The sequence below is a fragment of the Candidatus Melainabacteria bacterium genome (assembly GCA_003963305.1).
Lineage (GTDB): Bacteria > Cyanobacteriota > Vampirovibrionia > Obscuribacterales > Obscuribacteraceae > PALSA-1081.
This window is the reverse complement of the sequence record RXJR01000023.1, coordinates 146,913-159,954: the sequence shown is the minus strand read 5'-3', so window position 1 is coordinate 159,954 and position 13,042 is coordinate 146,913. Positions and strand designations below refer to the sequence as shown.

Here is a 13,042-nt window from a genome sequence, read left to right as displayed (position 1 = left end):
GTCATTAACGAAATTCAGTGTGAAGGGTCTGACATGGATAAGCGTTTCGTACAAAAGATTTGCCTCGCTCTTTCCTTGATCGTAAGCAGCGCAACGGCGTTGCCGCTTCCCATTTACGCCGGTAAAACTCCAGTAGCCGACAGCAAAGCCTCTTCAGAGAAGCTGATTCCAGCCTGGGTGATTAACGTCAATAGCAATTTCGCTGGCACCGTTCTCTACTGCATCACGCCGAATGCTGTGCGGGTGAAATTCGATAAGCTCGGGCTGGTGATGATTATCAAGGCGCCCAAATGGAACGCCCTTGTATACAACGAGAGCAACAAGAATTATGTGGACCTTCCCTATGAGCATTGGAAGGCTAAGTTCTTGCTGCGAGGAAAACGAGTCGCTGACAAGTCGGTTGTCTTGACGCCGGTGAAGACCGGCAAGAAGCAGTCTATTCTCGGGGTTCCCTGCTATCAGGTTGTTGTAAAACGAAAAGATGCCAAGTCCAAGAACGAAATTACCATGGCTGAAGCCTGGATTGCCAAGGATATCCAGGCACCTCCTCAATTTAACAGCATGATGAAGACTATGCTTGACATTCCGATCGATTCGGGTACGCCGATGAGAGTGTTCCAGATGGGCAAAACAAGCAACAAGATGGTCATGGTTATGGACTGCTACAAGGCGGCCAAAACTGAAGTGAAAGCATCGGATTTTGTACCTTTGACCGGTTACAAGAAGGTCAAAGACGAGATGGCGATGATGCTTGATGAAAGTGATGATGCCGGCGCCGATGATGATGAATCATTCGATGCCATGCCAAAAACACCCGTGAAGGCGCCCGCGCCTGTGGCCCCGCCGCCCAAGAAACCCGGCGGATTTTTTGACATGTTCAAATCAAAGTAATACGCACGGCTCCACGTAAACGCACACCATGGAACGCACCAGTCCCGGGTGCACCAAAACATGGAACGCACTGTCCCGGGTGCCAAAACATGGAACGCACCCGTCCCGGGTGCACCACCTCATTTTACCGACAAGTGTGAAAACAGCTCCGGTGCAAAGTTCTGCACCGACTGTGTGGTGACGGCACCGGCAAAGTTGGGCAGTTCCGTTCCATTTAGAATGGCGCGCAGTGCCACCACCCCCAGTACCTTACCGCGGATGCTTACTACTGGTCCGCCGCTGTTACCGCGCGAGACTGGCGCATCGACCTGCAGAAGCGATGGTGTGACGCGGCTGATGCGACCGCTGTTCAATGTGGGAGAGTAATGTTTGTCGGCGTCTTTGTCGATAATTTCAGATGCGACCGGATAGCCCATTACCTGCACCTCCTGCCCTTCCGATGCAGGCAGAGTATCCAGGTCTAGTCCCGGGCTTGTGGCACCAGATGCGGTGAGAATGGCAAGGTCGGGTTCTTTGTCTGATTTCGCTGTCTTGTAGATCCGCCCCTCTAATGGTGGCACTGTCACTGGACCCGGAGGATGCAGGAAATAGCCGAATTGCGATTCGACACCGGCTTGCTTCAAATACTTCTTGAACATGACACGTCCAGGATCTGCTCTTACTGAAAGGTAAGATTCATAGCAGTCCCAGATGGCATCCACGGTGGCACGATATGTCTGCAACTCGGAACCTACCAGACCCTTTCCTTTTAAAGCAAGATTGACCGTTTGCAATAGCTCTTTGTATTTCGCTTCGCAGTTGTCTTTGTCTTGTTGCTCGGCATATAGGCGCATCGCCGCGAAAAATCTTTCGCATTCTTTGACGATGTTTTCACCACCATTTACTACGTGCGCGCTCGTTAAAAAATAAGTTTTGTCAGTTTGACTGGTGCGCACCGGAAAACTGGAGCCGAGGCTGATGACGCGGAATCCTTTATCGTCTTTTGAGGTGCTGTAAACGGGAAAGTGTCCTTTGGGCGATAGATCCGCAATTTGTGCCCATAAGTTATCGCGCACACGAAGTTTCAAACCAACGTTCAATTCGTATATCTGACTTTTGACTCGTTTATCTACTTTTTCCCAGTTATCCAGAGCTTTGACTGGAAGCATGCTCGACCAGCTCAGGCTCAGGAGGCAAATTGCCGCAGCGCCCGTGCGGGTATCCATTCGGCGAGTCCTGGCTCGAATATTCCAGCTGAATGAGGATTGATTATGCCTGTCGATGGAAGCCCTAGCCTCGTTTCCGTCTTTTCGCATTATATCGCGGACATATAGCCTTTGCTTTGACGCGCATTTCGTACAGCTTGGATTCTTAGGTTTTTTTTCAATGCAGTTGTTGTGAGCAGGAAATACAATGCAATGACAACGCGCCTTCGGCACTGAAAGTCACTAGGAAGAGTAAATCGAATGTGTATATTGTGTACAGCGATCGGTAACCCTGCTGCCGGGCAGCAATCGTTTGCGCCCCCGCAGACCGTCACTTCTTCGATAGTCAATTGTGGGTGTATCACAATCTATCGAGACGGTCAGGTGCTGGAAATCTTCCCGTGTGGTCCGAATCACGCGACAGGTCAGCCAAATGCCAGTATTGTTCGCGGAACACAGATGATCGTTAACCCGCTTTCAGCTAGCGTAAATCCGATCACTGGTTAAGAAAACTCGCGACCAACTGCTGATAATGTTTCGGTTTGTCTCGGATTGTCGAGCAGTCTGAATAAAAATTGCTCTTACTTTGCGTACGATAGCGAACCGCTGTTGGTATCTGACGGCAAGCCAATTTCGACCTCAAAAGTGCGATTCCAGGGAAATCCCAATGTCAGGCTATCCGGTTTGTAAGAAAGCGCCTGGCTGATTCTTTCTAGATACGGTTTCATATTGTCGCGCAAGGTTTCATATGACGGCGCCGAATTCAAAGTCGAGCGCACTCGAGATTGGTAGGCGTAATCATCAGCTAATCTAACGTAGAGGCAAGCCTTAAGATTGGCGTTGGTGTCGCATGCGGTGCCGGAATACCATTGCGCAACGGCCAGTGCCAGCGCTGAACCGGTGCTGTTTCCGGTCGTGTTCCAGCCCGAGTAAGCCGATAACTTAGCCAGCAACTCTGGTCTTTGCAGCAAGGTTTCAATTAATTCCGGATCGGCACCATTTGCATACGCTACATCGCAAAGTACGCAAGGATGCTGCGCTTCCTCGAGCAGTTCGATCGTCCGTTTGATCGATTTCGATGTATCCATTCGCCTCAAGTCAGAGTGACCAGGCAACTGAATGTGGTCGCCCTGAGCATCGCCACCGGTGTGCACAATGACCATGAAGTCGACCGGGTTCGGGCGGTCGTCTTCCTTTTGTACGTCGATGCCACACGCCTGCATCTGGGAAGTGATCGTATCGCCGATGTTCTGCCCTTCGTAGCGGCTCGGGCAGTTTGCACCATCTTCCGGACTATAACGAACAAGCGCTGTGGGACCAGTTCTTGACGGATTTTTCGAATCGACCAGCCAGCGCGCCAGCAGTGCACAGAGTACCTCGTCAGCACCAGCATAGGTGGCAACTTTCTTCTGCAGATTGCCTTGCTGCACCATCGAGACCAGTCGTTCCTTTTCGAGCATATTTAATCCGGTCGGTCCCGAATCATCAAGGCTAAACGTCAATCGACTGATCACGCCCTGTTGTACGAACTCAATCAATTTCTGGTTGGCCTGGAAATTTCTCACTCGTGTTTGTTGATAGTCCTGGCGAATTTCAGCCGGAATACGGGCTTCGGATGCTGCCAGACTGCCCGACACCAGGCTGTCGCCCTTAGCGAGCCGGTGCATTTGCGACGACCATGCGTATATTTCGCGCCCGTAGCGAGCCCAGTAGGCTTTCTCTTCCGTTGCATCATAGTTGTCCGAAATACGCATGATGCTGGCTTGGACGTAAATCGGCAGTTTGCCGCCCGGCTTCTTTTGCCAGTTCTGCAGTACTGCAATTCTGTCCTGCACCATTTTTGCTGAATCAGTAGATCGTCTCGAATTGATCAATCCGCCATATGCGAGCGTGTCGAGACAAAGTAGAAGCACATCGGGATTGGTTTTTTGAATAGTGTTTTGAATCCACTCGGTGATTCCCTCGATGTCTGCTGCTGTATTGAGAGACCCGAAGAGACTGCGCGGCGGCACCAGAGCTTCCACTCCCGCGACCCTGGCTATCAGCTGGGGGAAGCCATACGTCACCGGTCTGTCGTCAAGGGGGAGTAGTACAGCTCGCATTAGTGAAAAGGTCTCCTTATGGTCTTTTGGGTTCTACAGGTTGCTTCCAGCTTTGATTCAAGTTTTGATTCAGGTTTTGACTCAGGTTTTGATTCAGGTTTGACCTTCTGGTTTGGCTTTGTTATGGTCGTCCGGCGTTGTTACCGAGGCTTGTTCCGGCGTTCTTCAGCAATGGGCTCAGGGGCGCTGTGTTTGGAACGATTTTAATGCCTTTTTTGGTGTCTCCCTCGGCGGCGATCAGCACTCCGTTGTCGTTTTCTTTGCCCTGCTCGTCGTACCGCACGGCTGTGGCGAATTCTACGTCGCTGAAGTCGGGCTTGGACCAGATCACCGCCTCAAAATACAGATATTGCCCGATCAGATCTCCCTGAACGGGGGTCTCGACGTTCAGGCTGATCACGCCGGTCTCCGGCACCTGACCGAGGGCAACCAGTTTGCGGTCAGCGCCCAGTTTGACTGTGTGTCCTAAAATCGGTTTGGCGCCTGAATTTTTGTCGGCCATGGCGAGCGCCACCCAGCTTCCGGGCTTGGCTTTTACACTGAATTCACATGACCTGCCAAGAATCATGCGCCCGGGCAGGTAAAGCCGGGTCGGCACTAGCCGCTGTGAAAGGCTCAGACGCCTGTTGTTGCCGCCTGTGATGGCGATGGGCGCAAATTTGGATGTTTCTTGCGTCTCGGCTTCGTCTTTGCCGGCACTGCCAAAAGGGGTTTTCATGGTCTTGAGCAGATTTGGTGGACCATATTCTTCAGCTTGTGCCGCAGCAGCCCCAAAAACGGCTGCAAAAACAGTGCTAACAATGATCGAGCGTAGTTTGGTCGAGTCGAGTATCATTCAACGCCTGGAAATGTCGAGCTAAGCCAGGTATTCAAAGTGTATGCTGAATCTTAGTTAAACATAGTACCACCCTATACATGCTCAGATCAGCACTTCAACTTGATGTGAAGAAGCCGCCTTGCACAAACCGCTCCGCGAAACTATCGTAAATTTCCTGGTCGAGACCGTTCCGCTGTTCGAGGCGTTTCTTGTCGCTCTCAGTTTGCATGTGGTGGCATTGCCAGTTTTGTGGGTGATTGGTTGGGCGCTGCCCTGGCCGAAACCACCTGTGATAACCACGATTGTAGAATGGGACTTGCGAAACTGGCCACCCAAACCCAAGAAGATTTTCGAATATCGCGATCCAAAATTGAATAAGTAAAGCGGCAAACGAATTGCTATTTAGAAATGACCGCATTTGGATATTTCACGGGGCTGTTTTGTATTTCGGTTGGTGGTATGAATCGTTGTCTGCCGCAACTTCAATTTAGTATTGAACTTTTTTGAGTTTTCATACGTATAGGTGTTTGGAAGCAAGAACCGAAATGTCGCATAAATCTTATGAACACTCTTCTATGCGAAGGTGATCCAAAGCTTGCGCATTGGATATAGAAGCGCCTCTCGGGAGGATTGCTGCCGCTGATTGAACGTAGATCCGGCAGAGGGGATGCAGTATTCTAGCTGTGTTGTCTTGCATCGCATCTGGTGGCGCTGTGAGTAGGTATAAGTCCGTCTGAATATATGTCTTGTGGACATATCGATGTTGTATCGGGGGATTTGGTGACTACATCTTTAGCTAGTAATGCCGGTTTCGCTTTTGGTGATGAAAAAGCCAGATTATCGGCGCTGGGCAAATTCTGGCAGATACACGAAGCCGGTGAAATCAGTGCCGAGTTTTTAGAAGCCGCCGAGGGGTCGCAGCTGCTTGCGCAGATATTGCAGGCTCGCGGCATCGGTGACCCCGGTGAAGTCAAAACTTTTCTCAACACAGATTTGTATACTGCCACCGGTCCGATGGAACTGCCGGATGTTGATAAGGCAATTGTCCGCATCACCGAGGCAATCGAAAAGGGTCAACGCATAACTGTATATGGTGACTACGACGTTGATGGCGTCACTGGGACCTCGGTTTTGCTGACGGTTTTGCGTAAACTTGGCGCCGAGGTGGATTTCTACATACCCAATCGTGCCGGAGAAGGATACGGATTAAATCTAAAAGCCGTCAGTATTCTGGCAAGCAAGCACAGAACTAAGCTGATAATTTCTTGTGATTGCGGTGTTTCAAATTTTGCCGAGATTCAGTTTGCAAAATCGCTTGGCGTGGACACGCTCGTTCTCGATCATCATTCTATGCCTGAGATGTTGCCTCCTGCCGTTGGCATCGTGCATCCTAAGCGGCTTCCGGAAGACCATCCGTTGTTCCACTTGCCTGGCGTTGGTGTGGCGTACAAAGTTTGTGAGGCGCTGCTGATTGATCGCAATATGCCTGACGAAGTGCCACTTCTGCTTGATTACGTGACCTTGGGAATGATTGCCGACCTTGTGCCATTGATTCGAGAGAATAGATATCTCGTCAAAGTGGGCTTGCCAATTCTCGTCAACTCCGCTAGACCTGGAATTCAGGCGCTTCTCGCCCAGGTTAAGAAATCAGATGATACTGACCTTGTCGGTTTTGGATTGGCCCCCAGGATTAATGCCGTCGGTCGTCTGGCTGACGCAAAAATTGCTGTCGAGTTGCTCACTACTGAAGACGAAGACTATGCCGACAAACTTGCCCGTCAATTGCAAACTGATAATTTGCGGCGGCAGGAATTGTGCGAAGAAATCTTTGCCCGGGCAGAATTATTGATCTCTAGAAAGATCGATCTCGAGCGCGATAAATGCATCGCTATCTACGACGAGGGATGGCACCATGGTGTGGTTGGCATAGTTGCCTCCAGGCTCGTGGAAAAATATCACCGCCCCGTTTTCATTGGTGAACTCGACCCAGCCGAGGGCATTGTAAAAGGCTCAGCTCGCAGCATTGATGCAATCGACCTGTATGAGGTTTTGAAGAATAACGACCATTTGCTTGCTAAATATGGTGGCCATAAAATGGCAGCCGGATTCACAGTAGAAGCCGGAAAAGCTGAGGCTCTCTGCCGTGGATTGACTGACACTTGTAATCGTATGCTTGTCGATAAGCCATTGCAAGCAACTGTAAAAATCGATATGCAAGTTCAGCCCTCCTCCGTAACGGAGCAAATGGCCAAGCTGCTGACCAAATTGGCACCGTTTGGTATGTGGAACAAAAAGCCGACTTTATGCATGAAGTCGTTGGTGTGCGTTGGTACTCGTGTTTTAGGCAAAGACGGCAAGCATCACCGCGTCATGTTGGAAGACACAGAGACGCACAGTACATTCGAGTGTGTGATGTGGAATACTCGCGGCATAGTTCCAGGCGAGCGGCAAATTGTCGACGCTGTGTTTACTCCTGAAATCAATGTCTTCAATAACAGAGAACGGTTGCAGTTGGTGCTCTGCGATTGGCGTGACAGTCTATCAATGGTATTTGCACCAGCACCGCAGGCTACAGTGGTATCAAATACAACACCAGCAAAAAATGCTATGGACGGGCCGGTGGCGTCCAAACCAAGTGCTATGGCTGAGCCGATGGCGTCCAAACCAAATGTCATGGCTGAGCATACGGCGTCTAAACCAAATGTTGTGGCGGAGGCGATTTCAGGCGAAGACTCTACTCCTCCTGACGGCGGTAATAAAGGAACAGCTCAAACGGTAGACGCAGAAGAGCACGATCAGCTTGCCGTGCGTGATTTTTCAAGCTACAGTGCCAAGCTCGTCTGGAAAGACTTGCGCAACCATACGAAGGCTGCCGACATTCTGGCGAAAGCGGTTGAAAAGCTTGGCAGCACCGTCAGCATCTTTGCAGAAAGCAGTCCCAAGCAGCTGGCATTTCAGTTTGTAGATCGCATGTCTGTGTCTCGTAAGCAGCACCTGATTGTCTGGCAGATCCCGCCTAGCAATGTTGTCTTCCAGGAACTCCTGGCCAGCAGTGGTGCTCAAAATATCTATCTGGTCGGCACCCTGGAAGATGACGATGTTTATGAGCCAAATGCTTTCCTTAAGAAGCTTTATGGGCTGGTTAAGTACGCTATCAACAAAAAGGACGGCCAGGTCGAGGGTGAGAAGTTGGCTTCGGTTCTCGCCAGCACCAAGATGTCAGTAGCCCTTGGGCTAACTATCTTGAAGAAAGTCAATTTGATTGATTGGTTTGCCGAGGCTGGCTACATCAATCTCGACCTCGTCGGTCCAGCCACCGGTAACGCTGAAGAGCTGCCCGAGTTCAAACAGCTCGTCTTGTCGCTTAAAGCTGCGAAAGAGTTTAGAGACTGGTGTTCGACAGCATCCTTGAAAGAAGTACAATTAGCCGTCATGCCTAACCAGATAGGGTTGGGTTCCCAAGCGGACGCACTGGAGTTGCTTCAGTCGGACGACGAAGATGAGATGGAGCACACGAATGAGTACCCAATTGGACAAGAGCAAGTTGGCCAAGTTAAGCCTTCCGCTTAACGACGAGAGTCAAGAACTCCTTAAAAGCAAAATTCGCGACATTCCTGATTTCCCCAAGCCAGGAATCATGTTCAAAGACTTGACCCCGCTGCTCAAAGACGTTGAGGCTTTCACTTTCGCGATGCAGGCGTTGACTGAAAAGTGTCGTTCGCTGCAGCCTAAATATATTGCTGGTATTGAAGCCCGCGGTTTCATCCTCGGACCAATCATCGCTTACAACCTGGGAGTCGGCTTTATTCCCATTCGCAAGCCGGGCAAGCTGCCTTACGAAGTTCAGAAATTGGAGTATGCCCTGGAATACGGCAGCGACTGTATTGAAGTGCATGCTGACGCGGTCGAAAAAGACGACCGAGTTGTTCTTATTGATGACTTGCTCGCCACTGGTGGCACTGCTGGTGCCGCTGATAAGCTCATGAAAGTACTGGGTGCAAACGTCGTCGGCATCGGCTTCATTGTTGAGTTGGCTTTCCTGAATGGACGCGCCAATTTGCCACATGACGCCGAGTTGTTCTCGCTGATTACCTACTAACTAACGATACTAACTAACGACCGCTGATTCTGCGCTCAATAATGCAGTTCTCAGAATGTAGTTGTTCGGATGATACTGCTATCCATTGAATGGCTAGCAGTAGCTTCCATCTGCGTTGCGGATTGAGATTTCACCCGCATGAAGCTCGATTCTTTCGCTGCCTGTGTCAACTATGAGGGCGCCGCTCGAAGCAATATCAATCGCCGTGCCTTCCGTACTGCGCTCCCCTGAGGTGGCTATGATTCTCTTCCCCAGAGTTATTGAGCGGCGTCTCCAATCCGCCAGCACCTTCTCGGACTGCCCGCGCAAGAGCTCATCGTAAACAATCTCGAGTTCGTTTGCGATTTCGGCTATGACTAAATTTGGATCGATTGGTTGACCGGTTATTTTTTCCAGCCAGGTCATCTTTTCTTTTAGCTCGTCCGGCAGTTCGTTTTCGTGAAATCTGACATTAATGCCGATGCCTATGACAAGTGCCTTGCCGGTCTTACTGGCTGGCATCTCGCAAAGAATTCCGCCGAGCTTTCTGCCATCTACGACCAGATCGTTTACCCACTTCAATCCAATATCGATACCAGCAGTGGTGCGTACCGCTTTTGCGACCGCTACCCCGACTGCCAGTGTAATGGTCGAGAGATTCTGTATCGATTCAGCTTCCGGACGCAGCAGAAAGCTTGCATATATTCCTGAATCGCTGGGGGAAACCCACTGCCTGCCCAGTCTTCCACGACCTGCGGTTTGCTGTCGAGCAAGAACGAGCGTGCCATGCACGCCGCCGGCAGCGGCCAACTCAACGGCGCGAGTGTTCGTTGAATCTATCGTCTGCCAGAGCTCATTTTTGCCGCCATGTTGGCGCCCAATCAATTTCGTGCGCAATCGCGGCTCGATCTTTTCCAGATCTAGAACGTCAACCGGCGCGGTCATTTAGTTTTTGTTCAAAACTGTGTCGATGTGTTTTGGTCCGTTCAGAATTTTGTGAATAGGGCATCGATCGGCGGCTGATTTGAGGCTTTCGATTTGTTCAGCATCAAAATCGCCTTCCACCTTAATGTCTCTCGTAATCTTCAAGACTTTCTTGCCGGGATTGGCTGGATCGTCGACCGATTCTTCTTGCAAATCGATGTTGATGCTTTTCAGATCCCAACCTTTCTTGGCGGCATACATCTCTAGAGTTATAGCTGTGCAGGAGCCCAGGGAGGCTAAAAGCAATTCATGCGGGTCTGGACCTGTTGCCAGACCACCTACCGCTTCCGGCGCATCAGAAACAAAAGAGTGGGCTGCTGACTTTATCTCTTGTTGATACTTCTTGCTAGTGTTCGACTTTACTGTTACCTGTGCCATCGAATCTATTCCTCCTTGAAAAAATTCCTCAGGCTGTCAGTGTATCAATAAAGGATTCGCCCACATCGCTACCGCAGATTAAGTGCGTCTCCGTGCATTAAATTGCAACAAACGCTACAGGTGCCGGTAGCAGCAACTTGTAATCTGGACGAGCTTCTTTGAATCGTCATCAGGACAATGAGACAGGTTTGCGGTAGGCTAAACAAATCGCTCCGCTTTATTGACTATGAATCAGCAAGATCTCAATTGTGTAACCATAAAGACTGATCGTCTGACGCTTCGTGAATTTCAGGAAGGCGACCTTGCCGCCGTTCACGATTACGCGCAAGATGCTGAAACGACTAAGTATCTGGAGTGGGGTCCGAATACTTTGCGGGAGACTAGCGTCTTCTTAAACGAGTCCATGGGATTTCAGACGGAAAAGCCGCGCGTCACTTTCGATATGGCTATTATTTCCGACACCGAACAGCGTCTGGTCGGAGCCTGCAGCGTCACAGTTTTGGATTCGAAAAAAAAGCTCGGGGCTATTGGATACGTTCTCAATAGCAAGTTCTGGCGACGTGGTTATGCCACTGAAGCAGCGTGCGCGCTGGCGCGATTTGCCTTTGATGAGCTTGGAATGGAAAAGTTGATGGCTACTTGTGATGCGCAGAACTCTGCCTCGGAAGCGGTGATGCAAAAGTTAGGCATGCATCAAGAGCAGAAGTTGATTCGCGACAAATACATGAAGGGGACTTACCGGGACACCCTCGTTTACTCTGTCGACCGTAGTACGTTCTTTGAAAGAATCGGCAATCAGTCGAATTCTCGAATCCAATAGAAAACGTGGATATGCTTTACAGCGATGACATTGTGCGCGGTGCCAGGTTGATAAAACAGGCTGCTGCGGTAGCTGTTTTGACCGGTGCCGGTGTTTCAAAAGAGAGCGGCATTCCTACCTTTCGCGAGGCTCAAACCGGGCTCTGGGCTAATTACGAGCCTGAGAAGCTGGCTACGGTTGAAGGTTTTGTGAGCGATCCCAATCTGGTTTGGACCTGGTACGATTGGCGCCGAAAGATGGTATCGAATGTGAAGCCTAATCCGGGACATTTTGCTCTCGTTGAGTTGGAACAGCTGGTGCCGAAGTTTACTTTGATTACTCAAAACGTTGATGGTTTGCACCGTTTGGCCGGATCCAGGCACATCGTTGAACTGCACGGCAACATCTCACGTCATAAATGTTTGAAGCACGGGCATGTCGCTTCGGAAGAAGTTGAGAGCGATCTACCTGAACCACCGAAGTGCCACTGTGGATCTTTGATTCGCCCCGATGTGGTCTGGTTCGGAGAAGCGCTGGGTCCGCAAAATCTTGCTGATTCTTACGCCGCTGCAGAGAGCGCTGATGTCTTTCTAATAATCGGTACATCGGGACTGGTGCAACCGGCTGCATCATTTCCATTTGTCGCTAAAAGACGCGGCGCCAGATTGATTGAAATCAATCCGGAGGAAACTCCATTGACGAGAGAGGTGGATTTCTTTTTGCAAGGCGCTTCCGGTGTGATTCTTCCCCAACTTCTCGAAGTTTTGCGCGATCAATCGGCTTGAGAAGCGCCTTCGCTAATCTCGCTTTTACAATTCTTTGGCGTTCCTTAACGTTCTTCGCAGCACTTTCATCATGACTTTACGCGCTTGCTTTTCAATGGTAGCAGTCGATGTGAGGAGCACTGATGATTTCGCAAAAGACCCTTTTTCTACAAGTTGCGATCGTGGCTGGCAGCCTGAATCTTTTGCCGTGTCATGCTGAATCTGGCGCGAGCAAGGTGTCTGAGCCAAAGGTCTCTGAGTCAAAGTTCTCTGAGTCAAAGTTGAGTCAGCCAAAGCGGTCTGAGTCAAAGTTCTACGGGACAAAGGAATCCGTCAAAAATGCGTCGGCACGCAAATCTCTAACGAAGTTGAAGTTGACCTTAAATGAAGGCTCCAGCGAGGCCAGACCCGACCGCTCGGACGGTCCGCCCAGACTGAGTGAAGCTGAGCTTTTGCGTCTGGCTGAGCTGAAGGGAAAGTTGGAAGACAGCCTGGCGCCCAAAATGCTTGAGCTTCGTTCATTGCAGAGACAACAGAAGCTGGCGATGGCGAAGACATCTATTGACCGTGCTCAGGTGATGCAGTTGCAAACTCGCATCAATAATGTTCAAGCTGATATTGCTAACAGCAGGCTGACTTTTCAGCTAGACGTAACTGATGGCATGCCTGCCGAAGCAAAAGAAAGGATGCGCAAACATCTGCTTCTCGATGCTGCTTTTGGTGCTGACATGGGTTTTGGCGGTCCACCACCTCCTGGACCTGGACTGTCGCCCACTTGTGTTCCGCCAGGCTTTGGGCCACCCCCACCCCATCTTTTCGGTCCTCCGCCGATGATGGGTGTTCCTCCAGGATTGCGGCCTGAAGGAATGGGCTCGAAGCCTGGTCGTGGACCAAGGGGTGCCTTGCCCGTTCCGCCTGGACCGCAGGCTGCGCCTCCTCCGGAAGACGCCATGCCTTTTAGCTAACTAGTTTGACAGCGAAAGATTGCGAGCCTGGTTTTTAGCGACCAGGCTCGTAGTTTATGTTCGCAGTGCAGACTTGCTGA

Annotated in this window: 13 protein-coding genes; 8 read left to right on the top strand and 5 right to left on the bottom strand. The window is 50.5% G+C overall.

Going from position 1 to position 13,042, the window contains the following annotated elements:
- The first annotated feature begins 33 nt into the window (after positions 1-33).
- Positions 34-891: a DUF4412 domain-containing protein gene (locus EKK48_22550; GenBank protein RTL38081.1), complete on the top strand. Its 858-nt coding sequence runs from the start codon at positions 34-36 to the stop codon at positions 889-891.
- A 119-nt stretch (positions 892-1,010) separates the two neighbouring features.
- On the opposite strand, the gene EKK48_22545 is transcribed toward EKK48_22550, so the two are convergent.
- On the bottom strand, positions 1,011-2,186 hold the full coding sequence (locus tag EKK48_22545) for a serine protease (GenBank protein RTL38080.1): 1,176 nt from the start codon (positions 2,184-2,186) through the stop codon (positions 1,011-1,013).
- Positions 2,187-2,336: 150 nt separating this feature from the next.
- Between EKK48_22545 and EKK48_22540 the strand changes: the two genes are divergently transcribed.
- Positions 2,337-2,582, top strand: a complete 246-nt coding sequence (locus EKK48_22540; protein RTL38079.1) for a hypothetical protein — start codon at positions 2,337-2,339, stop codon at positions 2,580-2,582.
- 74 nt (positions 2,583-2,656) lie between these two features.
- On the opposite strand, the gene EKK48_22535 is transcribed toward EKK48_22540, so the two are convergent.
- Both EKK48_22535 and EKK48_22530 read right to left on the bottom strand, forming a co-directional pair.
- Complete coding sequence (locus EKK48_22535; GenBank protein RTL38078.1) at positions 2,657-4,177, bottom strand: DUF4127 family protein; 1,521 nt, start codon at positions 4,175-4,177, stop codon at positions 2,657-2,659.
- Positions 4,178-4,298: 121 nt separating this feature from the next.
- Complete coding sequence (locus tag EKK48_22530; protein RTL38077.1) at positions 4,299-5,012, bottom strand: hypothetical protein; 714 nt, start codon at positions 5,010-5,012, stop codon at positions 4,299-4,301.
- 121 nt (positions 5,013-5,133) lie between these two features.
- Here EKK48_22530 and EKK48_22525 point away from each other — a divergent pair, with 121 nt between their 5' ends.
- From EKK48_22525 to EKK48_22515, 3 genes are all read left to right on the top strand, one after another.
- Positions 5,134-5,376 carry a hypothetical protein gene (locus EKK48_22525; protein RTL38076.1) on the top strand — a complete coding sequence of 81 codons (243 nt, stop codon included), beginning with the start codon at positions 5,134-5,136 and terminating at the stop codon, positions 5,374-5,376.
- Between the two features lie 359 nt (positions 5,377-5,735).
- The gene (recJ, locus tag EKK48_22520) at positions 5,736-8,564 is read left to right on the top strand and encodes a single-stranded-DNA-specific exonuclease RecJ (GenBank protein ID RTL38075.1); all 2,829 of its coding nucleotides are present in this window, start codon (positions 5,736-5,738) and stop codon (positions 8,562-8,564) included.
- A complete protein-coding gene (locus EKK48_22515; protein ID RTL38074.1) occupies positions 8,512-9,093 on the top strand; it encodes an adenine phosphoribosyltransferase in 582 nt (193 codons plus the stop codon). The genes recJ and EKK48_22515 overlap by 53 nt, the downstream gene beginning before the upstream one ends.
- Positions 9,094-9,186: 93 nt before the next feature.
- Here EKK48_22515 and EKK48_22510 read toward each other — a convergent pair whose 3' ends face one another.
- Both EKK48_22510 and EKK48_22505 read right to left on the bottom strand, forming a co-directional pair.
- The gene (locus EKK48_22510; protein RTL38073.1) at positions 9,187-10,017 is read right to left on the bottom strand and encodes a biotin--[acetyl-CoA-carboxylase] ligase; all 831 of its coding nucleotides are present in this window, start codon (positions 10,015-10,017) and stop codon (positions 9,187-9,189) included.
- Positions 10,018-10,434 carry an OsmC family peroxiredoxin gene (locus EKK48_22505; GenBank protein RTL38072.1) on the bottom strand — a complete coding sequence of 139 codons (417 nt, stop codon included), beginning with the start codon at positions 10,432-10,434 and terminating at the stop codon, positions 10,018-10,020.
- Between the two features lie 226 nt (positions 10,435-10,660).
- Between EKK48_22505 and EKK48_22500 the strand changes: the two genes are divergently transcribed.
- The 3 genes from EKK48_22500 to EKK48_22490 all read left to right on the top strand — a co-directional run bounded on the left by EKK48_22500 (position 10,661) and on the right by EKK48_22490 (position 12,962).
- Positions 10,661-11,254 carry an N-acetyltransferase gene (locus EKK48_22500; GenBank protein RTL38071.1) on the top strand — a complete coding sequence of 198 codons (594 nt, stop codon included), beginning with the start codon at positions 10,661-10,663 and terminating at the stop codon, positions 11,252-11,254.
- Between the two features lie 11 nt (positions 11,255-11,265).
- Entirely contained in the window at positions 11,266-12,018 is a 753-nt protein-coding gene (locus EKK48_22495; protein RTL38070.1) for an NAD-dependent deacylase, read from the top strand.
- Positions 12,019-12,140: 122 nt separating this feature from the next.
- Complete coding sequence (locus EKK48_22490; protein RTL38069.1) at positions 12,141-12,962, top strand: hypothetical protein; 822 nt, start codon at positions 12,141-12,143, stop codon at positions 12,960-12,962.
- Positions 12,963-13,042 lie beyond the last annotated feature (80 nt).

What these genes read in the sequence shown, in the direction of transcription:
- EKK48_22550 (RTL38081.1), top strand. Translation starts at nt 34, where the DNA reads ATGGATAAGCGTTTCGTACAAAAGATTTGCCTCGCTCTTTCCTTGATC.
- EKK48_22545 (RTL38080.1), bottom strand. Translation starts at nt 2,186, where the DNA reads ATGCGAAAAGACGGAAACGAGGCTAGGGCTTCCATCGACAGGCATAAT.
- EKK48_22540 (RTL38079.1), top strand. Translation starts at nt 2,337, where the DNA reads ATGTGTATATTGTGTACAGCGATCGGTAACCCTGCTGCCGGGCAGCAA.
- EKK48_22535 (RTL38078.1), bottom strand. Translation starts at nt 4,177, where the DNA reads ATGCGAGCTGTACTACTCCCCCTTGACGACAGACCGGTGACGTATGGC.
- EKK48_22530 (RTL38077.1), bottom strand. Translation starts at nt 5,012, where the DNA reads ATGATACTCGACTCGACCAAACTACGCTCGATCATTGTTAGCACTGTT.
- recJ (RTL38075.1), top strand. Translation starts at nt 5,736, where the DNA reads ATGTCTTGTGGACATATCGATGTTGTATCGGGGGATTTGGTGACTACA.
- EKK48_22515 (RTL38074.1), top strand. Translation starts at nt 8,512, where the DNA reads ATGAGTACCCAATTGGACAAGAGCAAGTTGGCCAAGTTAAGCCTTCCG.
- EKK48_22510 (RTL38073.1), bottom strand. Translation starts at nt 10,017, where the DNA reads ATGACCGCGCCGGTTGACGTTCTAGATCTGGAAAAGATCGAGCCGCGA.
- EKK48_22505 (RTL38072.1), bottom strand. Translation starts at nt 10,434, where the DNA reads ATGGCACAGGTAACAGTAAAGTCGAACACTAGCAAGAAGTATCAACAA.
- EKK48_22500 (RTL38071.1), top strand. Translation starts at nt 10,661, where the DNA reads ATGAATCAGCAAGATCTCAATTGTGTAACCATAAAGACTGATCGTCTG.
- EKK48_22495 (RTL38070.1), top strand. Translation starts at nt 11,266, where the DNA reads ATGCTTTACAGCGATGACATTGTGCGCGGTGCCAGGTTGATAAAACAG.
- EKK48_22490 (RTL38069.1), top strand. Translation starts at nt 12,141, where the DNA reads ATGATTTCGCAAAAGACCCTTTTTCTACAAGTTGCGATCGTGGCTGGC.